This window comes from Kribbella sp. NPDC048837 (assembly GCF_055586945.1).
In genome coordinates, this window is the sequence record NZ_JBVJHF010000001.1 from 1,067,495 (window position 1) to 1,091,197 (window position 23,703).

Genomic DNA, 23,703 nt, shown 5'->3' on the forward strand with positions numbered 1-23,703 from the left:
CAGGGACCGATCATGCACGACGTCGACCAGACGACTGAGCAGATGGTCCGCAGCGTCCTCGCGTACGCCGAGAACCGGCTGCGGATGAACCCCGTGCCACTCGACCGCAACACCCTGCCGGCGCACGAGATCTACGAACGGCTCGACGGCCTGATCCGCGACGCTCCCCGGCAACCGGACGAGGTGCTCGGGGTGTACTCGTCGGTGATCGCGCCGAGCGTGATCTCCGCCGACAGCCCTCGGTTCCTCGGGTTCATCCCGGCCGCACCGACCAAGGCGAGCCTGCTCTTCGACATGCTGGTGTCCTGCGCGTCGATCCAGGGCATCTCCTGGCTGGAGGCCTCCGGCGCGATCGCCGCGGAGAACACCGTGCTGCGGCTGATCGCCGACGAGGCCGGCCTGCCCGCCGACGCCGGCGGCTGCTTCGTCTCGGGCGGATCGGCCGGCAACCTGTCCGCGCTCGCGGTCGCCCGGGAGACCGCGAAGAAGCGGCTCGGCTCCGACCGGAGACTGCGGGTCGTCGTCGGCACCGACGCGCACTCCTCGATCGTCAACACCCTGCGGCTGCTGGAACTCGACGCCCTCGTCGTCGACACGCCCGACCACCGGCTCACCGCCGACACCGTCCGGGCCGCGGTCGCCGCCGATCCCGACCCGTCAGACATCGCCGCCTTGGTGTGTACGTCGGGCACCACCAACGCCGGCATCATCGACGACCTGGCCGGCTGCGGCGCGCTCGCCCACGAGCACGGCTGGTGGTTCCACGTCGACGGCGCGTACGGCGGCTCCGGCATCTTCGCGCGCTCGCTCCGGCCGAAGTACGACGGACTCGAGCAGGCCGACTCGTTCATCCTCGACCCGCACAAGTGGCTGTTCACGCCGTTCGACTGCTGTGCCCTGCTCTACCGCGATCCCGACCTCGCGCGGGCCACGCACATCCAGGACGCGTCGTACCTGGACGTCATCCACGTGTCCGACGGCGAGTGGAACCCGACCGACTACGCCCACCACCTGACCCGTCGGGCCCGCGGTCTGCCGCTCTGGTTCTCGCTCGCGGTGTACGGCGTCGAGGCCTACCGGGAGGCGATCGAGGCCGCGGCCCGGCTTGCCAAGGAGACCGCCGAGCTGATCAAGGCCGCGCCGCACCTCGAACTGATCCGCGAGCCCGACCTCGGTATCGTGCTGTTCCGCCGGCTGGGCTGGTCGGGCGAGGACTACGACAAGTGGGCGCAGCAACTGCACGAGGACGAGGTCGCGTTCATCCCGCCGAGCAAGTGGGAGGGTGAGACGATCGGCCGGTTCGCCTTCCTGCATCCCGACACCGGCCTGGACGTGGTCCGCGAGGTGCTGGCCCGGACCGCACCATGAACGACCTGCTCTCGCTGTTCCCGGCCGGCAGCCGGCTCGATGCCGACGGCACCGTGGTCGTCGGCGGCTGCCGCGCGGACGACCTCGCCACCGAGTTCGGTACGCCCGTCCTCGTGGTCGCCGAGGAAGCACTCCGGGCCCGTGCCCGCGAGTACCGCGAGGAGCTCGAAAAGCGCTGGCCGAACTCCCGCGTGGTGTTCGCCTCCAAAGCCTTCCCGTGTACGGCGATCCAGCGGGTGATGGTCGAGGAAGGACTCGGCCTGGATGTCGCGGGCGGCGGCGAGATCCTCACCGCGCTGAAGGCCGGTGTCGATCCGGCGCTGATCGTGCTGCACGGCAACGCGAAGAGCGACGAGGAGATCGCGCTCGCGGTCGAGAACGGCATCGGCCTGGTCGTGGTGGACAACGCCGACGACGTCGACCGGCTGGAGGCGACCGGCCGCCCGCAGGACGTGCTGGTGCGCATCATCCCGGGTGTCACCGCGGACACGCACGCGCACGTGCTGACCGGTCACGAGGGCTCGAAGTTCGGTCTCGCGCCGCCCGACGCGGCCCGGCTGATCCAGCGGATCGAGCACAGCCCGCGGCTGCGGATGCGCGGGCTGCACGTCCACGTCGGCTCGCAGATCCTCGACGCCAAGCCGTTCGCGGAGTCGGTCGCACCGGTCGCGCGCCTCGGCGAGTTCGAGGTGTACGACCTGGGCGGCGGGCTCGGCGCCCGGTACACCTGGGCCGACGAGCCGCCCTCGGTGGCGACGTACCTCAACGCCCTGATCGGCGCGGCGAAGCAGCACCTCCCGGCGGCGGCGCAGCTCATCATCGAGCCGGGACGCAGCATGGTCTGTACGGCGGCGACCACGATCTACCGGGTCACCACGGTGAAGCGGGGCGTCATCACGTTCGTCGCGGTGGACGGCGGCATGGGCGACAACCTGGAGGTCGCGTTGTTCGAGCAGCGGTTCGAGGCGGGCATCGTGGGTCGCTTCGACGGTCCGTCGGAGACCGTGACCGTGGTCGGCCGGCACTGCGAGAGCGGTGACGTCCTGGTGGACGGCGTACCGCTGGCGGATCCGCGCGTGGGCGACCTGCTGGCCGTGCCCGCGACGGGCGCGTACTGCTACACGATGGCGAACAACTACAACGGCAACCGCCGGATCCCGGTGGTCTTCGCGAACGACGGGGTCCCACGTCTCGTCGTACGGCGCGAGACGTGGGACGACCTGATGGCAAGGGACGTGGACTAACCCTCGAAGCCGTGATGGAGCATGACGTGCTTGATCCGCGTGTAGTCCTCGAGTCCGTACATCGACAGGTCCTTGCCGTAGCCCGAGTGCTTGAAGCCGCCGTGCGGCATCTCGGCGATCAGCGGGATGTGCGTGTTCACCCAGACACAGCCGAAGTCGAGCCGGGCGGACATCCGGGCCGCGGTGTTGACGTTGGTGGTCCACACCGAGGAGGCCAGGCCGTACTCGCTGTCGTTCGCCATCCGGAGGCCCTCGTCCTCGTCCGCGAACTTCTGCACGGTCAGGACCGGGCCGAAGATCTCGGTCCGGATCAGCTCGTCGTCCTGCCGCAGGTCGGCGACGATCGTCGGCTCGTAGAAGTAACCCCGCTCGCCGATCCGGTGACCGCCGGTGGTCACCCGGGCGTGCTCGGGAGCCCGGTCGACCAGGCCGGCCACGTGCCCGAGCTGGTTGGCGTTGTTGATCGGCCCGTACAGGATGTCCTCGTCGGTGGGGTCGTAGCCGGTCCGCGTCTGCTGGGCCGCGTCGGTCAGCTCCTGCACGAACTCGTCGTAGATGCCTTGCTGCACGAGCACCCGGGTGGCCGCCGTACAGTCCTGGCCGCCGTTGAACAGGCCGGCCACCGAGATGCCCTCGATCGCGGCCGTGATCTGGGCATCGTCGAAGACCACCACCGGCGCCTTGCCGCCGAGCTCGAGATGGGCCCGTTTCACGTCGGCCGCGGCCGCCATCGCGACAGCCATCCCGGCCCGGGTCGACCCGGTGATCGAGACCAGCTGCGGGACTTTGTGCCTGGTCAGCGCGGCCCCGGTGTCACGGTCGCCGCAGACCAGGTTGCAGACGCCGGGCGGGAAGATCTCCTGCATCCGCTCGACCATCCAGTACGACGACGCCGGGGTCGTGTCGGACGGCTTCAGGACGACCGTGTTCCCGGCGGCCAGTGCGGGCGCGAACTTCCAGACCGACATCATCATCGGGTAGTTCCAGGGCGCCACCTGGGCGATCGGGCCGATCGGCTCCCGCCGGATCGACGAGGTGAACCCGCGCATGTACTCGCCGGACGACTTGCCCTCCAGCACCCGGGCCGCGCCCGCGAAGAAGCGGATCTGGTCGACCATCGGCGGGATCTCCTCGGACCGGGTCAGCGCGACCGGCTTGCCGGTGTTCTCGCTCTCGATCGCGATCAGTTCCTCGGCGCCGGCCTCGATCACGTCGGCGAGCTTCAGCAGCGCGTGCTGCCGCTCGCTCGGCGTCGACCAGCGCCAGGTCTCGAACGCCGACGCCGCGGCCCGGAAGGCCTGGTCGACGTCGTGCTCGTCCGAGTTCGGCGCGGACGCGTAGACCTCACCGGTGGACGGGTTGACGATATCCATCATCGCCCCCGACGCGGCGGCCTGGACCTTGCCGTCGATGACGTTGTGGAAGACCTTCTTGTCCGGCATGACAACCCCCTCGCGCGGCAACCGAATCGTCCCCCGTGCCCTCAATCTAGGCTCACCCACTGAGGAGGAGAAGGCCATGGCGACTCATCCACTCGAGCCACTGGACGAGCACGAGTTCCGGCGGACCGCCGCGATCCTGCGCCGGGACGAGGAACTCGGTGGATCCTGGCGGTTCGCGGCGATCGAGTTGCTCGAGCCGGACAAGGCCGCCGTCAAGGAGTGGCGGCCCGGTGACGACATTCCGCGGACGGCGTTCACCGTCCTGTGGAACCGGGCCGACAACCAGACCTGGGAGGCCGTCGTCGACCTGACCGGCGACCGGGTGGTGTCGTGGACGCAGGTCCCCGGGGTGACGCCGAACTTCACCGCCGACGAGTACCACGAGGTCGACGAGGCGATGCGCGCCCACCCCGCGGTGATCGCCGCACTGGCCGAGCGTGGCATCACCGACCTGTCCCTGGTCTTGATCGAGGTCTGGACGTACGGCAAGGCCCTGATGCCGGAGAAGTACCGCGACCGGCGGCTCGGCTGGTGCGACATCTGGTACCGCGAGACCCCCGACGGCAACCCGTACGCGCACCCGGTGTCCGGCCTCAAGGTGGTCGTCGACATGAACACCCTCGAACTCCTCGAGCTCGAGAACGATCATGACCACGGGCAGCCGGAGGTCGACGCGGAGTACGCGCCCGGTGTGTGGTCCGGCTCGTTGCGCACCGATCTCAAGCCGCTGGAGGTCACCCAGCCGGAGGGCGTGTCGTTCACCGTCGACGGCACCGAGCTGAAGTGGCAGAACTGGTCGATGCGACTCGGCTTCAACCACCGGGAAGGGCCGGTCATCTACCAGGTCACCTACGACGACCGCGAGATCGCCTACCGGATGTCGTTCACCGAGATGGTGGTCCCCTACCGTGACACGTCGTTCGACCACTACCGGCGTACGGCGTTCGACATCGGCGAATGGGGTCTCGGGTTCATGACCACGTCGCTCGAGCTCGGCTGCGACTGTCTCGGCGAGATCGTCTACCTGGACGCCGTCCTGCACGACACGCACGGCGAGCCGTTCACGATCAAGAACGCGATCTGCCTGCACGAGGAGGACAACGCCGTCCTCTGGAAGCACGTCGACCACACCGCCGGCGCCGAGGTCCGCCGGATGCGCCGCATGGTCGTGTCCTGCCACGCGACCGTGGCGAACTACGAGTACCTGATCTATTGGCGTTTCTACCAGGACGGGAACATCGAGTGCGAGGTCCGGGCGACCGGCCTGATGGTGACCACGCCGTTCGCCGCCGGCGGTACGCCGCCACCGACCGGGACCGTGGTCGACAAACAAACGTATGCGCCGTTCCACCAGCACTTCCTGGTCGCGCGGCTCGATCTCGACGTGGACGGCGACGGGAACACGGTCCAGGAGGTCGATTCCCGGGCGCTGCCGGTCTCGGCGGACAACCCGTACGGGCTCGCGGTCGTCACCGAGGCGACCCCGATCCGCTCCGAGTCCGAGGCGGCCCGCGACTTCAATTGGTCCACCCAGCGATCCTGGAAGGTGGTCAACCCGAACCGGGTGAACGCCGTCGGCACGAACCCGGCGTACAAACTCGTGCCGAGCGCGTCGATCCCGCCGCTGATGGATCCGGAGACCCCGCAGTACCTGCGCGCCCCGGTGATCGGGCACACCGTCTGGGTGACCCGGCAGCACGAGGAGGAACGCTGGCCGTGCGGGGACTACCCGACCCAGTCGACGGTCGACGACGGGATGACCCGGTGGATCGCGGACGACGAGGAGCTGGAGAACACCGATGTGGTGCTCTGGTACGTGTTCGGCATCCATCACGTCACCCGGATCGAGGACTGGCCGGTGATGCCGGCCGACACGGTCGCGTTCTGGCTCAAACCGTTCGGCTTCTTCGACCAGAACCCGTCGATCGACGTGGCGCCGACGGCGAAGGCCGACGGCGAGGTCTGCGGTCACCCCGGGCACGACGGATAGCGTCAGCGCGGCTCGTTCGGCGGGGGTTTGTTCTCGTCCGGCTTGGTGCCGGTGTCCGGGCCCTTGAGCATCTTGGCGGGCGGGGAGACGAAACGCTTGACCGGCATGCCGCGCAGGGCCCCCTCCATCGCGGTCTGCCAGAGCGGTCCGGCCGTGCCGGAGCCGGTCGGGTCGGAGATGTCCTGCCCGTTCAGCGTGTGCCGGTACATCAGGTTCGTGTACGGGAGGTTCGCGTCGGCGACCACCGCGGCCGCGGCCAGGTTCGGGGTGTAGCCGGAGAACCAGACGGCCAGGTTCTGCTGGATCGTGCCGGTCTTGCCGGCCATGTCCCGGGTGCCGAAGCGCAGCCGGCCGCCGGTCCCGCCCGGCATCATCACCGCGCTGAGCACGCGGTTGACGCCGTCGGCGACCTGCTTGGAGATGGCCTGCTTGCACTCGACCTGCGGGGTGTCGATGTACTTGCCGGCCTTGTCCCGCACCGACGTGACGACCAGCGGCTTGCAGTACTTGCCGCGGGCCGCGAAGGTCGCGTACGCGTTCGACAGCATCAGCGGCGTCACGTACCCGACGCCGAGCGTCATCGACACCACTTGCTCGAGCGGCTGCAGCGTCTGCGCGTTGTACATCCCGAGGCGCGAAGCGATCCGTGCGATCGGGCACAGGCCGACCCGCTGGGACAGTTGCAGGAAGTAGGTGTTGGTGGAGTACCGGGCCGCCTCGACCAGGGTCAGGTTTCCGCTGGTGGTCGAGTTCTGCGGGGTGTAGTCCGGGTCGCGGGTCCAGCCCGTGCAGGTGGTGAACTTCTTCCCGCTCAGGTTGATCTGCTCCGGGGAGTTGATCCGGTAGTCCATCGCGACGCCCTTCTGCAGGGCCGCCGCGATCGTGAACGCCTTCATCGTCGAGCCGTTCTGGAACCCGCCGTACCCGCCGGCGTAGGACTTCTCGACGTTGTAGTTGTAGTTCGTGTGGTTCCGGCCGTTGCCGTACGGGCGGCTCTGCACCATCGCCTTCACCAGGCCGCTGCCCGGCTGGACCATCGTGATCGCCGCGATCGCGGTGTCCTTGCGCTCGGTGTGCGCCTCGATCGACGCCTGCGCGGCCTCCTGGATCTTCGGGTCGATCGAGGTCCGGATCGTCAGGCCGCCGGTCTTCAGGTAGTGGTCGCGGTCCTTGACGGTCACGCCGAGCGCCGGGTTCTCCAGCAGCTTGGACACGACGTACTCGCAGTAGAAGGGGTACCGGGAGTTGGCGCAGCCGTTCGGCACCGGCTCGACCCGCCCCAGGTCGATCACCGGGGTCTTCAGCGCCTGGTTGGCCTGGTGCAGCGAGATCACCCCGAGCTCGAGCATCCGCCGCAGCACCACGTCGCGGCGGGCCTTGGCGCGGGTCAGGTCGTTGGTCGGGTCGTAGCCGGTCGGGTTCTTCACCAGGCCGGCCAGCAGCGCGGCCTGCGGCAGCGTGAGCTTGTCGGCGGTGGTCCGGAAGTAGTGCTGGGCGGCCGCCTGGACGCCGTACGCGCCGTCACCGAAGTTCACCAGGTTCAGGTAGCGCTCGAGGATCTCGTCCTTGGACAGCTCGCTCTCGATCGCGATCGCATAACGCAGCTCGGTCAGCTTGCGCTGGTACGACACCTCGGTGGCCTGCTGGCGTTCCGCGGCGGTCCTGGCCTTCTCGACCAGGCTGAGCTTCACGTACTGCTGGGTGATGCTCGAGCCGCCCTGCTGGACCTCGCCCTCGGTCTGGTTGCGGACCATCGCCCGCAGCGTGCCCTTCAGGTCGAGCGCGCCGTGGTCGTAGAACCGGGAGTCCTCGATCGCCACGATCGCCGTCCGCATGATCGGGCTCATCGCGCTCAGCGGCACCGGGACCCGGTTCTGCTCGTACAGAGTGGCGATCAGCGTGCCGTCGGCGGCCAGGATCCGGCTCCGGACCGCGACCGGATCGACGTCGAGCTCGCGCGGCAGGTTCTGCACGGTCTCGGCCACCTGCTCCGAACCGCGCCCGGCGAAACCCGCGAAAGGCACCGCGAGCCCCGCCGCCAGCGCGCCCGACAGTACGCTCACGCCGATGAATGTGATCAACGAGCGAGCCTTACTGCGACCGCCGCCCCTGTCGGCACGCATGTCTCCAGGCTAAAGCAGGGATCGATTCCCGGATAGACCGGAATTGATTGCCTCGATCAACTTTGGCCGCAGTTCCGCCGCGGTGATGACCGCATCGACCGATCCGACCTCGAGTGCGCGGCGGATGCTGTGCACCCGGTCGAACTCGGTTCCGACCTCGCCGAGCTTCTCCGCCCGGACCGCGGTTCGCACCTCGGCCAGCTCGGTCGCGAGGGCGGCCCGCTCCGCGCCGATCGCCTCGCGGACCTGCTCGGCCAGCGACGCAACGCGTGGGTCGGCGGCCGTCCGCGCGTCCACTTCACCGGCGAACACGACCGCGGCCGCGGGCGCACCACCGATGACGGAGGCGAACGAGCCCTCGACCGCGAGCACCGTCATCGACGGGTTCAGCGCCTTGGAGAAGACCACGAACGCGCCGCCGTGGTACCGCGAGACCACGCAGAACACGATCGGGCCCTCGAAGTTCACGATCGCGCGGCCGATCTCGGCGCCGTACTCCAACTGGAGGTTGCGCATAGAGTCCGGAGATCCGTCGAAACCGGACAGGTTCGCCAGGACGACCAGCGGGCGGTTGCCGCTGGCCGCGTTGATCGCCCGGGCCACCTTCTTCGACGACCGCGGGAACAGCGTGCCGGCCGTGTAGGTGTCCGGCCCGTCCGCGGGTGGGAAACCCCGCCGCGGCACGGACTTGGACTCGATCCCGACCAGGCAGACCGGGTACCCACCGAGGCGGGCGTCCTGGACGACCGCGGTGTCGGCGTCGGCCATCCCGGCCCAGCGCTCGAGCACCGGGTGGTCCTGGTCGGTGACGGACCGCATCAGCGTGCGGATGTCGAACGCCTTCTTCCGGTCCGGGTTCGTCGCCGCCGAGAAGATCTCCCCGACCGTCGTGAAGTCGCTGCCCGGCACGTCGTGCGGGTACGTCGTGACGTCGCGATCGACCGGGTCCGACGTCTCGGCCCGCCGTGGGCCCGGCTCGCCGGGAACGACGTACGAATGGTCGTAGTGCGCCATCAGCACGTCCCGCGCGCCCTTGAGGTCGGGCGCCCAGTACTGCGCCTGGCCGTTCGGGCCCATCACCCGGTCGTAGCCGCCGATGCCGAAGTTGTCCTCCGCGGACACGCTGCCGGAGAAGTCCAGCGTTTGCTTGCCGGTCAGCACCATCGCGCTGTCCGGCGTCATCACCAGGATGCCCTTGGTGTGCATCAGCATCGTCGCTTCGGCGTTCCAGTACGGCTGCGCGCCGACGTTGATCCCGGCGACCACGATGTTGATCTCGCCGCCGTCCTGGGTGAACTCGACGATCCGCTTGAGCGCCTTGGCGACCCAGTCCATGTTCTCGGTGCCGGAGTCCATCGAGATCCGGGCCCCGGCGGACAGCGAGTACCACTCGACCGGGACCTGCATCCGCTCGGCCAGGTCGAGGGCCGCGATGATCCGCGAGCACTCCCGCTCCGCCACGGCGCCGAGGGCCTTGGTCGGGTCGCCGCTGAGCGCCACGCGGGTGACGCCCTCCGGGTGCCGCGCGGTCGGCGTACGGACGATGCCGAGGATGATGCCCGCCTTGTTCAGGCCGCGCGGGCGGTCGACCGGGACCAGCGCACCGGTGTCGTCGAGGTCGTACTCGACGAAGGAGCCGCCCGCGCCGGCCACCATGTCGCTGACCTCGTAGGGGTAGATGGTGTTGCGCCGGCGGGACCGCTGCACCTTCTGGGCGTAGTCGTCCAGCGGCAGCAGCCGGCCGGTCGGCGGCAGCTCGATCGACGTGACGACGCCCGCGCCGTGCTGGTAGTAGAACCGGGCCGCGACCGGGTTCACGGTGCCGTCCGGCGCCGCGACCCGGCCCTGCACGAGGACCTCCTCGATGCCGGCTCCGGCGGTCAACGGGGCGATGTTGCGCTGGAGTGCGCTGACCTCGTCGACCTGTACGTCGACGACCGGCCAGATCTGCACCCAGACGTGGTTCATGTCGAGCTTCGCTCCGGCCGCGCCGCGCTCGGTGCGGGCCCGGCGGATCGCCTCCAGGCAGCTCGCGATCGCGCGCTCCGCGTGCGGCAGCGAGGTCACCTGCCCGTCCTCGTCGCGGACCACGGCGAACTGGCGCACCTGGGCCAGCGCGACGAGCCGCTGGTCGGCCTCGTTGTCACGCGCGACGCAGTAGTAGAGCAGGACGTCTTCCGGGCTCTCGAGCCGGGTGATCCGGAAGTCGCGCAGGCGCCACAGGTTCAGTCGCCGGCCGACCATCGGGTGTACGCCGCGGACGTTGTCGTCCTCGGCCACCGAGCCGCCCGCCGGGCGGTAGGTGAAGTACAGCACCGGCAGCTCCTGACCCGGCGCGATCGCCACCGAGATCCGGCGTACCCGCTGGGCGATGGGCAGGTCGGCGACCATCCGGCGGAACCGGTCGGACGCCTCCTGCTGCGAGCCCGGCAGGTCCGAGCCGTAGAGGTACAGCTCGACCACGGCCTCGTGGCCGGCCGGGCGGGCGTCGATCCGGGCGGCCAGCGCCCGGGCCAGCCCGCTGTCCGGGTCGGCGATCTCGTCCACCGTGCCGACCGTGGTGACCAGGTGGCTCGGCCGGTCGTCGATCGTGTAGTCGGCGGTCGCGAACGGCCGCCCGTCGACGGCGAACGCGCGCAGGTCGTGCAGCTCGTACTCGCGGTAGTGCCGGCGGATCAGCACCTCGAGCATCGGCTCGCGCTCTTCCCAGCCGCGCTCCAGCCGCTGCGCCAGGAACCGGACGATCGGCTCCGGGATCGCGGCCAGCGCGTCGATCCGCTCCTGCCGGTCCGGAGCCTCCGGGTGGGCCGCCAGGTCCGCGACCTCGTCGCCGACCCCGGCGATGATCGAGGCCCGCTCCGCGTCCACCAGCGGCTGGTCGAACCAGCGGAACCGGACGCTCCGGGCCAGGTCGCCGACCACGGGGAACCGCAGCTGGGTGGCCAGCACCAGCCGGTCCAGCAGGTCGTGCGCGGACTCGTCCAGCGGCGCGTCCGGGCGGGGCTCGTCGATCCAGCGCTGCAGGAGCGACGTCACCAGCAGTACGTCGGGTGTCGAGCGCTGCTGCGCGAGGAAGATCCGGAACACGGCCTCCTCGACGTCGGTGCTGCGCTCGAGATCCGTGACGCCGTAGTGGCCGAGCACCCGGGCCAGCCGGGCCCGGAACTCGGCCGGAAGGCCACCGCGCTCGGGGTCGAGGCTCTGCAGGTAGGTGTGGAAGTGCTCGCGCGGGCTGTGCACGCGGTGCTCGGTGTTGATCTCCTCGCCGGCCGGCCGGTTGCGGCTCAGCTCGGCGAAGTCGGCGAAGACCTTCAGCAGCTCGATCTCGGCGACGACCGGCGGCTCCGGGAGCTCGGCCCGGGCGATCAGGTAGCCGGTCAGCATGCCGCCTTCGTCGCGCGGGTCGATGTCGAACCCGAGGAGCATGCTGCGCAGGTCGTCCAGACCCCGCTCGACCCGCTCCACGGCGGACTTCTCCCCCGACCCGTTCGGCAGGTCGAGCTTCACGCCGTTCCCGGTCGGTACGGCGACCTGCTCCGCGCCGGCGTCGTCCGCGACCGGCTCCAGCCGGAGCAGCGGCGCCCCGGTCTCCACCTGGCTGCCGGTCGAGACCAGCAACTCCTTCACGGTGGCCCTGAACGGCGCATACAGCACCGTCTCCATCTTCATGCTCTCCAGCACGAGCACCGGCGCACCGGCCTCGACCTCGGCGCCGGTCTGCACCGGCGTCGCGACCACCAGCGCGGGCGCGGGCGACCGCAGTACGCCGCCTTCGTCACGGCTGACCCGGTGAGTCACGCCGTCCACCTCGACCAGGTGGACGGGCCCGTGCGTCGCGGTGACGAGCCGGAATCGCTGGCCGCCCACGGTCAGCCGGCTGCTGTAGCTGTCCAGCCGCTCCAGGTCGGCGTCCACGACCTTGAACTGCTCGTTGCCGGAGCCGACGCCGACCCGGAACCGAGACGGGCCGATCCGCGCCACCGTCACCCGGTAGCTCGCGCCGCGCAGCTTCAGGTCGATCGCGCGACCCACCTCGTGCTGCACCTGCGGCCGGCCGCCGTGCGCGGTCTCCAGCAACCGCGTCAGCTCGACCTGCTCCGCGTCCTCGTAGCCCTCGATCGCCGCCGCGACCAGCGCGACCCCGGAGTGCCGGTGCGAGACCAGCCGGCCTTCGCCGCGGACCCGGTCGATCCAGCCGGTGTCGGCGCTGCCGTCGATCACCTCGGGCTGGTCGAGCAGTTCGAGGATGAAGCTCTTGTTCGTCGCACCGCCCTCGATCAGCACCGTGGTCGCCCCGACCGCCCGGCGCAACCGCGCGAGCGCCTCCTCGCGGGTGCGCCCGTAGCCGATGATCTTCGCGATCATCGAGTCGAAGTCGGCCGGGATGCTGTCCCCCGCACTCACACCGGTGTCCACCCGGACCCCCGGGCCGGCCGGCAGGTCGAGTACGGCGATCCGCCCGGGCGACGGCGCGAAGTCGCGGTCCGGGTCCTCGGCGTTCAGCCGGGCCTCGACGGCGTGGCCGCTCTCGACGGGCTTCGGGCCTTCCAGCCGGCCGCCGTTCGCGACGTGCAACTGGGCCTTGACCAGGTCGACCCCGGTCGTCATCTCGGTGATCGGGTGCTCCACCTGGAGCCGGGTGTTCACCTCGAGGAACGCGAAGCTCTTCTCACCCGGGTGGTACAGGAACTCCACCGTCGCCGCGCCGTGGTAGCCGACCGCCAGCGCCAGCCGCTCGGCCGACGCCTTCAGATCGTCGACCTGGGAGGCGGCCAGCAGCGGGGAGGCGGACTCCTCGATGACCTTCTGGTTGCGGCGCTGCACCGAGCAGTCCCGGACGCCGAGTGCCCACGCGGTGCCCTGACCGTCGGCGATGACCTGCACCTCGACGTGCCGGGCTCCGGTGACGAGACGCTCGAGGAACACGATGCCGCTGCCGAACGCACGGGCGGCCTCGTCACTCGTCCGCGCGTACGCCTCGGTCAGCTCGTCGGCGGAGCGGACCACCCGGATGCCGCGGCCACCACCGCCGGCCGTTGCCTTGAGCATCAATGGGTAGCCGATCGTCTCGGCCGCCCGCAGCGCCGCCTCGAGCGACTCGACCGGCCCGCGGCTCCAGGGCGCGACCGGTACGCCGACCTCCTCGGCGATCAGCTTCGACCCGATCTTGTCGCCGAGCTTGCGCATCGCCTCCGGGGACGGGCCGATGAAGGTCACGCCGATCCGCTCGCACAACTCCGCGAACGCCGGGTCCTCGGCGACGAAACCCCAGCCGACCCAGGCCGCGTCCGCCTTCGTCTCGAGCAGCGCGCGCTCCAGCAGAGCGAGGTCCAGGTACGGCCGTGCCGACGCCGGGCCGAGCGGGTAGGCGATATCCGCGGCGCGGGCGAAGGTCGCAGTCCGCTCACCATCCGTGAACAGGGCGACGGTCTCGATGGAGTCACCGCCCTCGGCGTTGACCTCCCGAACCGCGTTGATCAGCCGCATCGCGGCCTCGCCTCTGTTCACCACTGCGATACGCTTGAACATCGACCGCCTCCGTGTCTCACCCTGCCGTCTGCGGCCAGGATCGCCAACCGCTGGCACAGGTTTTCAGCCCCGGACCCCTACCGTCGAGTCGGGTCCCTCTTTCCGGTGCGTCGTCACTCGCGGTGACCGATTTCGTGACCCTTTCGGCCGTAAGACTGTCGGAGACTTTGGGAGGGGTACCGATGAGTGGGTTGGTCGAGCGGCTGCGGACTGAGGTGGCCGGACCGGTGCTGGAGCCGGGGGACGATGGATTCGCGGCGGAGCTGGCCGGGTTCAACACCGCGGTCGTGCACAGTCCGGACGTCGCGGTCGGGATCACCAGCGAGGCCGATGCCGTCGCGGTCGTGCGGGCTGCGGCCGAGACCGGTACGCCGGTCCGCGTGCTGGCGACCGGACACGGGTCGGCCACCGCGATCACGAACGGGATCGTGGTCAACACCTCCCGGCTGACCGGCGTCAGCGTCGACGCAGATGCGAAGGTCGCCCACATCAACGCGGGCTGCGTCTGGGCCGAGGTCGTCACGGCCGCCGCCGAACACGGGCTCGCCCCGGTCACCGGTGCGTCCGACGTGGTCGGCTGCATCGGCTACACCCTCGGCGGTGGACTGGGCCCGCTGGCCCGGACGTACGGCTTCTCGTCCGACTGGGCGCGCGGCTTCCGCGTCGTCACCGGATCCGGCGAGGTCGTGACCGCCACCGCGACCGAGCACCCCGATCTCTTCTGGGCCTTGCGCGGCGGCAAAGGCGGCCTCGGTCTCGTCACCTCAATGGACTTCGCCCTGGTCGAGCTGACCAGCTTGTACGGCGGATCCGTGTTCTTCGACGCCGAGTACATCGCACCCGTGCTGACCGCGTGGGCCGGCTGGACCGGCACGCTGCCCGAGACCGCGAACTCGTCGGCCGTGATCCTCCGGCTGCCGCCGCTCGAGTTCATCCCCGAACCACTGCGCGGCAAGACGGTCCTCAACGTCCGTTTCGCCTTCGTCGGCGACGCGGCCGAGGGCCGGCGGCTGTTCCAGCCGATCCGGGACGCGGGGACGACGCTGATCGACGCGGTCGGCGAGATGCCGGCGTCCGACATCGCCCTGATCCACAACGACCCGAAGGACCCGACCGCGGTGTTCGACCGGGGCCTGATGCTGACCGCGCTCGACGCCGACTTCATCGGGGCGTTCCTCGACGCTGCCGGGCCGGACCAGCAGCTGCCACTGGTCGCGGTCGAGCTCCGCCATCTCGGTGGGGCGACCCACCGCGACGTCCCCGAAGGCAGTGCCGTCGGCGGTCGCGGTGGAGCCGCCACGCTCGTGATGATCGGCGTCCCCGATCCGGGTCTGTTCGAGCAGGTGCTGCCGGCAACCATCGACGGTGTCCTGGCCAAACTGACGCCGTGGATCTCCGCCGAGACGACGGTGAACTTCGCCGGCGCCTTCGCGTTGCCCGGGTCCTACCAGGGCTCCTGGCCGGCCGAGACGTTCACCAGGCTCGCCGAGGTGCGCGCGACGTACGACCCGGAGAAGGTCTTCCCGTACGGGCCTAGCTAGTCCGCCAGGTGTACTCGGGCTCGTAGCCGAGCAGGCGGCGGGCCTTGTCGATGGACAGCAGCGTCTCGTTCGGGCCGAACGGCTTCTTCACCGGGACGCCGGGGAACACCTCGGCGAGCAGTTCCTCGTTCGGCCGGGACATCACCGTGTCGGCGTTCGCGACGATGAACACGTCCGTCCCGGTCACGCCGTACTCGAGCGCCTTCCGCACCGCCTGCGCGCCGTCGCGGGCGTCGATGTAGCCCCAGAGGTTCCACTTGCGCGCCTGCGCGTCGGCGTCGAACGACGGGAACCGCGCATAGTCCTCGGGGTACATCACGTTCGAGAACCGCAGCCCGATCAGCTTGAGGTCCGGGTGCCACCGGCACAGCTGCCGGGCCATCTCCTCCTCCAGCGTCTTCACCAGCGAGTAGGTGCTGTTCGGCCGCGGCGGGTAGTCCTCGTCCACCGGCACGTACGGCGGGAACTCGTCGAACGGCAGTCCGAGCACGGTCTCGCTCGAGGCCCAGACAATGTTCCGGACGCCGGCCCGCAGCGCCGCCGAGAACACGTTGTAGGTGGCGGTCATGTTGTTCTGGAACGTCGCCGCGTTCGGCCGCAACCCGGGGGCCGGGATCGCGGCCAGGTGCACCACCGCGTCGACGCCGTCGTGCCGGTCGTCGATCCCGGCGATCGCCTCGTACGTCTGGCCGAAATCGGTCAGATCCAGCCGGGTCGACACCACGTCGCCCCGCGCCGCCGCCGTCTGGTCGAGCGCGACCACATCCCAGCCGTTGTCCGTCAGGTGATCGACAACGGCTCGGCCGAGCTTGCCGCTGCTTCCTGTCACCGCTACCCGTGCCATGTTCTTCATCGTTGCAGACTAGGCTTGGCGGCGTGAAACTTGCTCAACGGATGGGACGGCTCGGGACCGAGTCGGCGTTCGAGGTGCTGGCGAAGGCCAAGGCCCTGGAGGCCAGTGGCCGCGAGATCGTGCACCTGGAGATCGGGGAGCCGGACTTCGACACACCGGCGCACGTGATCGCCGCCGCGCAGCAGGCGATGGACAAGGGTTTCACGCACTACGTGCCGGCGCCCGGGATCCCGGAGCTGCGGACCGCGGTGACGGAGTCGCTCGAGCGCACCGGCCGGCTGACCACCTCGCCGGACCGGGTCGTGATCACCCCCGGCGCGAAGCCGATCATGTTCTTCACGATCATGGCGTTGTGCGAGGAGGGCGACGAGGTCCTCTACCCCGACCCCGGCTTCCCGATGTACGCCTCGATCGCCGCGTTCGCCGGCGCGAAGCCGGTGCCGGTGCCGCTGCGCGAGGAGAACGGGTTCGTCATCGACCCCGACGAGCTGCGGTCGCTGGTCACCGACCGGACCAAGCTGCTGATCCTCAACTCTCCGCACAACCCGTGCGGCAGCGCCTCCACCCCGGAGCAGTTGCGGGCGATCGCCGAGATCGCGATCGAGCATGACCTGGTCGTCCTCAGCGACGAGGTCTACTGGGCACTGCGGTACGACGGCGCCCACCACAGCGTCCTCGACCTCGACGGGATGGCCGAGCGGACGATCCTCCTCGACGGCTGGTCGAAGACGTTCGCGATGACCGGCTGGCGACTCGGCTTCGGCGTGTTCCCGCAGCCGCTGGTCGAGCCGGTGACCCGCCTGCTGATCAACTCGGTCTCCTGTACGTCGGCCTTCAGCCAGTACGCCGCCATCGCGGCCCTCGAGGGCCCGTGGGACGACGTCGACCGGATGCTCGACGCCTTCCGCGAACGCCGCGAGGTGATCGTCTCGGGGCTGAACGCCGTACCGGGCGTCTCCTGTGTCGAGCCGGAGGGCGCGTTCTACGCGTTCCCCAACATCAGCGAGCTCGGCCAGTCCGCGGCCACCCTGGCCGACCGCCTCCTCGAAGAGGCCGGCGTCGCCGTCCTCCCCGGCACGTCCTTCGGCGCGTACGGCGAGAACCACCTCCGCTTCTCCTACGCCAACTCGGTCGACAACATCCGCCGCGCCCTCGACGCCTTCACAGCCCTGGTCAGCTGAGCGCTTCCTCCGGATCTCAGCCAGCGGAGAACGCTTGCCGGACCTTTCGGGCCGCAGTGCCGATATCGGCCAGCGCTTCGTCGTCCGCCATCAAGAGGCTCTGGCGGATCCAGACCACCGAGTCCGCGGCCGCTTCGGCGACCGGGCAGGGGTGGAGGTCGGTGTAGGTGCTCAGCGCGGTCTCGCGGGACAGCGAGCGGTAGCCGGAGTCGAGCGGGATACCCTCGGCGGCCATCGCGGCGATGAACTCGGCTTTACTCCGGCCACCGAAGGCGACCGGGTCATAGCGCACCAAGGCGAGGTGATGACTGCTCCTGGTGGTGCCTGAAGGTGCCGGAAGGATCTCCAGCTCCTGCCGCAGGTAGTCGACCGCGCGTTGTCTCGTCTTGAGCTGCTCGTCGAGTACGGCGAGTTGGGGCAGCAGGACCGCGGCCTGGAACTCGGTCATCCGCAGGTTCCAGCCGACGTCCGGATGCTCGTACCAACCACCCTCGATGCTCCGGCCGACGTTGTGCAGCGCCCACAGCTTGCGATACACCGCCTCGTCGGACGTCACGATCAGCCCGCCCTCGCCGGCCGTCATCGCCTTGCTGGACTGGAAGCTGAAGCACGCCGCATCCCCCAGCGTCCCGACCGGCCGGTCACGCCACGTCGCCCCATGCGCCTGTGCCGCGTCCTCGACGATCGGTACGCCGAACCCCTTCAGCGCGTCGACATCCGCCGGGCCGCCGGCCAGGTGCACCGGCATGATCGCCTTGGTCCGCGGCCCGATCAACCGCTCCACCGCGGCCGGGTCGAGATGCAGCGTCTCCGGCGTGACGTCGGCGATCACCGGTCGCGCGCCGGCCAGCACCACCGCGGTCGCACTCGCCACGAACGTGTACGCCGGCACGATCACCTCGTCGTCCCGGCCGACCCCGAGCGCCCGGAGCGCGAGGAAGAGCGCGACCGTGCCGTTCACGACCGAGACGCCGTACGGCGCCCCGATCGACCCGGCGAACGCCTTGGTGAACTCGGCCACCTTGGTCCCGGTCGTCGATCCCCATGCGCCACTGTCGAGCACCTCGAGCAGGAGCTCCCGTTGCTCCGCGGTGGCGGGCGGTGGCCACGACGGCCAGCCGGCCGTGCGGACCGGCGTACCGCCGTCGATTGCGAGCCTCATCTGCGTCCCTCCAGGAGCCGGGTCATCGTGCCGGACAGCAGCTGCTCGCGGTCGGCCGCGGAGATCGGCGCGAGCTGAACCCGGCCGAGCCCGACCCGGAGATCGAGGAACAGTGCGTCGGAGCCGAAGGCCATCCGGTCCGCGCTGACCTCGCCGACCAGCCAGGCCACGTGACGTGCGGTCGTCCGCGAGCCACAGATCTCCAGCGTCACGTTCGGGTGCTTCGACGCCACCTCGGCCGCTGCGGGGAAGCCGGCCGGGAAGAGGCCGGCATGTCCCATCAGCAGCTCGACAGACGGATACCGCGCGGCCACGGTGGCGAACTGCCCCGGACCACACCACGGCGACGAGAACATCCCATGCGCGAGCACAATGCGGTCGTGCTCGGCCGCCACCGCGAACGCCGCCTCGTAGCCCGGTCCGTCCAACGGGTGCTCATGGGTGTCCGGGTGCAGCTTGAGCCCGATGATCCCGGGCCTGGCCAGGAGATCGGCCGTCCGTACCGCCGCCTCCGGGTCGTGCGGGTCGAAGACGGCGTACCCGAGGAAGCGGCCGGGATGCTGCTCCAGTTCGTCGAGCAGCAAGGCGTTCCCGGCCCGCGAGTCGGGGCCGATCGCGAGCAGGTGCGAGACGCACATGGTGCCGACGCCGCACCGGTCCATCACCCGGACCAGGCTCGCCGTCGAGCTGTCCGGGATCGCGAACGCGAACCACGCCCCGAGATGCCCGTGCGCGTCGATGATCATCCGAGCAGCTCCATCACGTTGCCGCTGGCAATCAACTCCACCTCGGCCGCGGACAGCTCCAGGTGATCGAGCTGGAACCGCGGTCCGGCGTCGTCGGTCAGCGGCGCCCCGGTGCCGAACAGCACGCGGTGGGCGCCGTACCGCCGGGCGACCCACTCGACCTGCAGATGCCCGCAGAGTGTCGCGGTGTCCACGCTGATCCCGGGATGGACGTCCATCAGATCGGCCAGCTCCCGCAGCGCGCGGTAGCCGGTGTTGATCAGCACGATCCGCAACGCCGGCACCTCGGTCGCGAGCCGATGGACCGCGGTCGGGTCCTCCAACGCCAGCAGGGCCGTGCTGCCACGCTCCGCCAGCTCCCGGGCGGTCGTGATCCCGTGCGGCCCGGCGAGCACGAACCGATGCTCGGCCGGACATAGCCGGACCAGCTTCGCGGCCGGCACCGGCGTACCCAACGGGCCGGGTACGACGACCGGCACGCGGACCAACCGTGGATCGTCCGGGAGCTCGGCCACGGCCCGCGGGTCGTAGTACAGGTCGTGGGAGTGCACGACACAGGCCGCGTCGATCGCCAACCGGTCGAGCTCGGCCAGCAGTCCGGTCACGTCCGCACTCGGTACGTCGTCCGTCGGCACCGGACCGACGATGCGGTTGACGTCGATCACTCGCATGCGGTCAGCGCTGTCTGGATCTCGACCGCGACCAACGTCATCACCTGCCGGGCCGCCGGGTTGACCTCACCGGAGTACGCATACTGCAAGGCCTCCTCGAACTTCTTCGAGCCGGCGTTCACGGCGAGGCCGCCCGGCAGACCGAAGCCGACCCGCTTCTTGTTCTGCAACGGTACGCCACGAACTGCGGGATTTGGTCCGGACCGAGCAGCAGCACGTCCGGCCCCTTGCCGCCGGAGAACGCGGTTGCGAGAGTCAGCTCGGAAGCGCCATCAGGTAGTCGTGGCTTTCCCGCAGCGCCGTCATCACGTCGGTGTCGCACCGATCCAACTCGACGATGTGCCAGGCCACAGCCGGGTTCGCGGCCAGGATCGCCGGGATGTCCAGGCTGCCCTGACCGACGGCCACCATCGCCTCCTCAGGCGCCGTCGCCGGACCGTCCTTCACGTGCAGGAAGCGGACCCTCTCACCGAGCTCACGCGCGACCGCCGCCGGGTCGGCACCCGCGAGCGCCGCCCAGTACACGTCAAGCTCCACCACCACGTCCGGACTGAGTCTGTCCAGCAGTACGTCGTACGCGCGTCGCCCGTCGGGCAGCCGGGCGAACTCCGCCAAGTGGTTGTGATAGGCGATCCGCAGGCCGTAGGACAGTGCGTTCGCCGCACCGGCGTTCACCCGCTCGACACCGCGGGCGATGCTGTCCTCGGTGGCGAACTCCTCCGGTTCGAGACTCCACGCGAGCACCGGGGCGCCGAGCTCACTCTGCTCGTCGAGGATTCGTGCGGCCTCGGGTCCTGCCGGGAAGGGCGCGTGGGAGCTGCACAGCTCGAGCCCGAGATCGTCGAGCAGGTGCCGTACGGTCACTGGCTTCAGACCGTGCAGGCCGAACGCCTCGACGCCGTAGTACCCCATCTCGCTGATCTGGCGCAGCACACCGGGGAAGTCTTCCTGCGCCAACGCGAAAACCGACCAGAGCTGTGCCGCGATCGGACGTCTCATCCGACCGGGTCCGGCAGCGAGAACGTCGTGGTCAGATCCATCGCCCGGCCGCTGTGCGCCGACTCATCGGCCTTCAGCATGATCTCGAGAACGTGGCGTGCGTGCTCGAGGTTGAGCAGCGGCCGCCGGCCGGCGGCGACACAGTCGGCGAGGTGATCGACGAGGACCGCCCGGTGCAGCCCGACCAGCCGGCGCATCGGCGCATCGCCGTCGGGCAGCTCGGGCGCGATCCAGCCCCGCAGGCCGCCGACCGCGTCCAGCTGGAAGATCTCCAGCGGCGGCCCGTCGCCACCGAACGGCCGTCCGCTCAGGTTGATGGTTCCGGCCCGGCCGAAGATCTCCAGCTTGGGACCGCGGCTCGCGTTCACGTTGAACGTCCCGTCGACGACCGCGAAGGTGGATTCGCCGAAGTCCAGCAGCATCAGCACGTTGTCGTCCGCGGTGACGTCGATCGTCTTCCCCTGGAACGGCCCGCCGCGGACCGTGCGGGTCGGCTCGGTGATACCGGCGAAGGCGACCACGCGACGGGCCGGACCGAGGATCCCGGTGATCTCGTGGATTCCGTAGACGCCCATGTCGAACAGCGGGCCGGATCCCTTCCGGTAGAACCAGGTCGGGTCGGCCGGCCAGGCGCCGGAGGCCGGCCCACCGTGCGACGACCGTACCCGTGCGAAAGCGACCTTGCCGATGGCACCGTCGCGGACCAGCCGGCGAGCCTCGGCCCGGTCCGGGTACAGCATGTTGAACGGCGCGCAGACGACGGTCAGTTCACGCTCGGCGGCCAGCGCGCAGATCCGGTCCGCATCGGCCATCGTGGTCGCGAGCGGCTTCTCAGTCGCGAGATGCTTGCCCGCCTCGAGGATCCGGGCACAGGTCTCGCCGTGCACCGGGATCGGCGTGAGGTTGACGACGGCGTCCAGCTCGGCACCGTCGAGCATCGCCTCCAGACTCGTGAAGGCGTGCGGGATGCCGAACGTCGCGGCGACGGTCTTGGCGAGGTCGGGGACAACGTCGGCGATGGCGACGACCTCGGCCTTGTGCCGGATCGAGTCGAGGTTGGGCAGTACACCGCCGGAGCCGGTGGCGATCATCCCCGCGCCGAGCACACCGATGCGCAGCGGGCTCATGCCGGTCCCACCTGCGGGCTGAGAGTCCGGCCCGCGTTGACCGACTCGTAGAAGGCGAGACAGGCGGCGAGGTTGTGCCACGCGTCCTCGACCGTTGCCACCGGCTCCGACTCGCCGTTGATGACAGCGGCCCAATGGTCGAGGTCGGCACCCTGGTCGTGCCGGCCCGGCGGCGCGACTTCCACCCACCCGGTGAACGGCGCGACCTCCCCGGCGACGAGGAGTCGTCCCTGGAGGCCGTCCATCCGCACCGCGCCGTCGCGGCCGACCAGCGTGTAGCTCGACTGGAATCCGCCGTCCGGAGCGGTCCATGTGTCCTCCAGCGTGGCCACCGCGCCGCCGGAGAAGGTCACTGTCGCCACCCCGTAGTCCTCGACGCCGAGCTCGGGAGCACTGTGCCGGGCCGTCTGCCCACTGATCGCGACGATCTCCTCGCCGAGCAGCCAGCGAAGGAGATCGATCTGGTAGATCGAGTGGTCGACCCAACCGCCACCCACTGTCCGCGCCGGGTCGGCGAACCAGCCGGGCGACGGGTCGTCCCGCCATTGCCGGGGCAGTCCGGCCCAGGTCGTCATCGACGCACTGGTCAGCCGGCCGATCCGGCCGTCCTTCAGCCACTGGCGAAGCCACTGCGAACCCGGCCCCAGCCGTTGCCGGGACTCGGCCGGCAGAAAGGTGACACCCGAGCCGCGAACGGCCTCGACCACTCGCGAGGCATCCTCCAGCCGCAGAGCCAGCGGCTTGTTGGCGATGATGTGCTTCCCCGCCTTCGCCGCGGCGACGCACACCTCGTGGTTGAGGTCCGGGCTGACGAAACTCAGCACCGCGTCGATCCCCGGATCGTCCACCAGCGTGCGCCAGTCCGCCTCGACCCGGCCGGCGTCGTACCGCTGGGCGACGTCCGCGGCGCGGGCCGGGTCGGCGTCCCAGACGCCGGCCAGGCTGAACCCCTCCCGCGACCGCGCGCCCTCCGCGAGCGGAAGTGCCGAGTACCAGTGGTCCACGCCCACCAGAGCGAGCCGAAGATCCGTCATCAATCCTCCGTTGCTTCCGCGAGCAGGCCGCGCGGGGTCACCCACGCGACGGCATTGGCGATCACCTTGCGTACTTCGGACTGCCGGTACACCGGGTACTGCTGGTCACCCGGACTGAAGTAGAAGATCCTGCCGTCCCCACGCCGGAAACAGCACCCGCTGCGGAACACGGCGCCACCACTGTACGAGCTGATGAACACGAGCTCATCCGGCTCCGGCAAGTCGCACGGCTCGGCGTACAACTCGTCCGCCGGGATGACGATCGGCGACGGAACCCCCGCGGTGATGGGGTGCCCGGCCTTCACCGTCCAGACCTGTTGCTCGTTGTCGGGTGCCCAGCGATCGAGCGCGCAACTGGTGCCCAGCAGCTCGAGACTGACGCGGGAGTACAGCGCGGAGTGGAGCAGGACGAGTCCCATCCCCCGCTCCACCCGCGCGATGACACGATCGACCACCTCGTCGCAGACCTGGTCGTTCGCGATGTGCGACCACCAGACCAGTACGTCGGTGGACCGCACGACCTCGGCCGGCAGCCCCTGCCCGGGCTGGTCCAGCGTGGCGGTCGTGACGACGGCATCCGGGCCCAGCTCCTTCCTGATGCCGTCGGCAACAACCTCGTGAATGCCCTCCGGGTACACGCGCTGAACGCTCTCGTCCCTCGACTCGTGCACGTTCTCGTTCCACACGGTCACC

The 23,703-nt window shown here is 70.0% G+C and carries 17 protein-coding genes; 5 read left to right on the top strand and 12 right to left on the bottom strand.

Going from position 1 to position 23,703, the window contains the following annotated elements:
* Positions 1-12: 12 nt before the first annotated feature.
* Positions 13-1,368: a pyridoxal phosphate-dependent decarboxylase family protein gene (locus tag ACZ6O0_RS04955; RefSeq protein ID WP_465763497.1), complete on the top strand. Its 1,356-nt coding sequence runs from the start codon at positions 13-15 to the stop codon at positions 1,366-1,368.
* Positions 1,365-2,612, top strand: coding sequence for a diaminopimelate decarboxylase (gene lysA, locus ACZ6O0_RS04960; protein ID WP_465763498.1), 1,248 nt, complete (start codon positions 1,365-1,367; stop codon positions 2,610-2,612). Before ACZ6O0_RS04955 ends, lysA begins: the two co-directional genes overlap by 4 nt.
* Here lysA and ACZ6O0_RS04965 read toward each other — a convergent pair.
* Positions 2,609-4,054, bottom strand: a complete 1,446-nt coding sequence (locus ACZ6O0_RS04965) for a gamma-aminobutyraldehyde dehydrogenase (RefSeq protein ID WP_465763499.1) — start codon at positions 4,052-4,054, stop codon at positions 2,609-2,611. The genes lysA and ACZ6O0_RS04965 overlap by 4 nt on opposite strands.
* Between ACZ6O0_RS04965 and ACZ6O0_RS04970 the strand changes: the two genes are divergently transcribed.
* The gene (locus ACZ6O0_RS04970; protein WP_465764061.1) at positions 4,053-6,044 is read left to right on the top strand and encodes a primary-amine oxidase; all 1,992 of its coding nucleotides are present in this window, start codon (positions 4,053-4,055) and stop codon (positions 6,042-6,044) included. The two genes, ACZ6O0_RS04965 and ACZ6O0_RS04970, sit on opposite strands and share 2 nt — an antisense overlap.
* A 2-nt stretch (positions 6,045-6,046) precedes the next feature.
* On the opposite strand, the gene ACZ6O0_RS04975 is transcribed toward ACZ6O0_RS04970, so the two are convergent.
* Together ACZ6O0_RS04975 and ACZ6O0_RS04980 are read right to left on the bottom strand one after the other, a co-directional pair.
* Positions 6,047-8,107 carry a transglycosylase domain-containing protein gene (locus ACZ6O0_RS04975; RefSeq protein WP_465763500.1) on the bottom strand — a complete coding sequence of 687 codons (2,061 nt, stop codon included), beginning with the start codon at positions 8,105-8,107 and terminating at the stop codon, positions 6,047-6,049.
* 69 nt (positions 8,108-8,176) lie between these two features.
* Positions 8,177-13,696 (bottom strand): ATP-binding protein, encoded by a 5,520-nt coding sequence (locus ACZ6O0_RS04980; protein ID WP_465763501.1) that lies wholly within the window; start codon positions 13,694-13,696, stop codon positions 8,177-8,179.
* Positions 13,697-13,878: 182 nt separating this feature from the next.
* Between ACZ6O0_RS04980 and ACZ6O0_RS04985 the strand changes: the two genes are divergently transcribed.
* Positions 13,879-15,237, top strand: a complete 1,359-nt coding sequence (locus ACZ6O0_RS04985; RefSeq protein WP_465763502.1) for an FAD-binding oxidoreductase — start codon at positions 13,879-13,881, stop codon at positions 15,235-15,237.
* Here the strand turns inward: ACZ6O0_RS04985 and ACZ6O0_RS04990 are convergent.
* Positions 15,230-16,090 (bottom strand): NAD-dependent epimerase/dehydratase family protein, encoded by an 861-nt coding sequence (locus tag ACZ6O0_RS04990; RefSeq protein ID WP_465763503.1) that lies wholly within the window; start codon positions 16,088-16,090, stop codon positions 15,230-15,232. The two genes, ACZ6O0_RS04985 and ACZ6O0_RS04990, sit on opposite strands and share 8 nt — an antisense overlap.
* A gap of 23 nt (positions 16,091-16,113) precedes the next feature.
* Between ACZ6O0_RS04990 and ACZ6O0_RS04995 the strand changes: the two genes are divergently transcribed.
* Positions 16,114-17,271 carry a pyridoxal phosphate-dependent aminotransferase gene (locus tag ACZ6O0_RS04995; protein WP_465763504.1) on the top strand — a complete coding sequence of 386 codons (1,158 nt, stop codon included), beginning with the start codon at positions 16,114-16,116 and terminating at the stop codon, positions 17,269-17,271.
* Between the two features lie 16 nt (positions 17,272-17,287).
* Here the strand turns inward: ACZ6O0_RS04995 and ACZ6O0_RS05000 are convergent, their stop codons facing one another.
* From ACZ6O0_RS05000 to ACZ6O0_RS05035, 8 genes are all read right to left on the bottom strand, one after another.
* Positions 17,288-18,433 (bottom strand): DegT/DnrJ/EryC1/StrS family aminotransferase, encoded by a 1,146-nt coding sequence (locus ACZ6O0_RS05000; protein WP_465763505.1) that lies wholly within the window; start codon positions 18,431-18,433, stop codon positions 17,288-17,290.
* Positions 18,430-19,179, bottom strand: a complete 750-nt coding sequence (locus ACZ6O0_RS05005) for an amidohydrolase family protein (RefSeq protein ID WP_465763506.1) — start codon at positions 19,177-19,179, stop codon at positions 18,430-18,432. The genes ACZ6O0_RS05000 and ACZ6O0_RS05005 overlap by 4 nt, the downstream gene beginning before the upstream one ends.
* Complete coding sequence (locus ACZ6O0_RS05010) at positions 19,176-19,850, bottom strand: amidohydrolase family protein (RefSeq protein ID WP_465763507.1); 675 nt, start codon at positions 19,848-19,850, stop codon at positions 19,176-19,178. Before ACZ6O0_RS05010 ends, ACZ6O0_RS05005 begins: the two co-directional genes overlap by 4 nt.
* Entirely contained in the window at positions 19,841-20,020 is a 180-nt protein-coding gene (locus ACZ6O0_RS05015; RefSeq protein ID WP_465763508.1) for a hypothetical protein, read from the bottom strand. Before ACZ6O0_RS05015 ends, ACZ6O0_RS05010 begins: the two co-directional genes overlap by 10 nt.
* 85 nt (positions 20,021-20,105) lie before the next feature.
* A complete protein-coding gene (locus ACZ6O0_RS05020; RefSeq protein ID WP_465763509.1) occupies positions 20,106-20,849 on the bottom strand; it encodes a sugar phosphate isomerase/epimerase family protein in 744 nt (247 codons plus the stop codon).
* Positions 20,846-21,976 (bottom strand): Gfo/Idh/MocA family protein, encoded by a 1,131-nt coding sequence (locus tag ACZ6O0_RS05025; RefSeq protein ID WP_465763510.1) that lies wholly within the window; start codon positions 21,974-21,976, stop codon positions 20,846-20,848. Before ACZ6O0_RS05025 ends, ACZ6O0_RS05020 begins: the two co-directional genes overlap by 4 nt.
* Positions 21,973-23,010: a Gfo/Idh/MocA family protein gene (locus tag ACZ6O0_RS05030; RefSeq protein WP_465763511.1), complete on the bottom strand. Its 1,038-nt coding sequence runs from the start codon at positions 23,008-23,010 to the stop codon at positions 21,973-21,975. The genes ACZ6O0_RS05025 and ACZ6O0_RS05030 overlap by 4 nt, the downstream gene beginning before the upstream one ends.
* Positions 23,010-23,702, bottom strand: a complete 693-nt coding sequence (locus tag ACZ6O0_RS05035) for a ThuA domain-containing protein (protein WP_465764062.1) — start codon at positions 23,700-23,702, stop codon at positions 23,010-23,012. Before ACZ6O0_RS05035 ends, ACZ6O0_RS05030 begins: the two co-directional genes overlap by 1 nt.
* Position 23,703 lies beyond the last annotated feature (1 nt).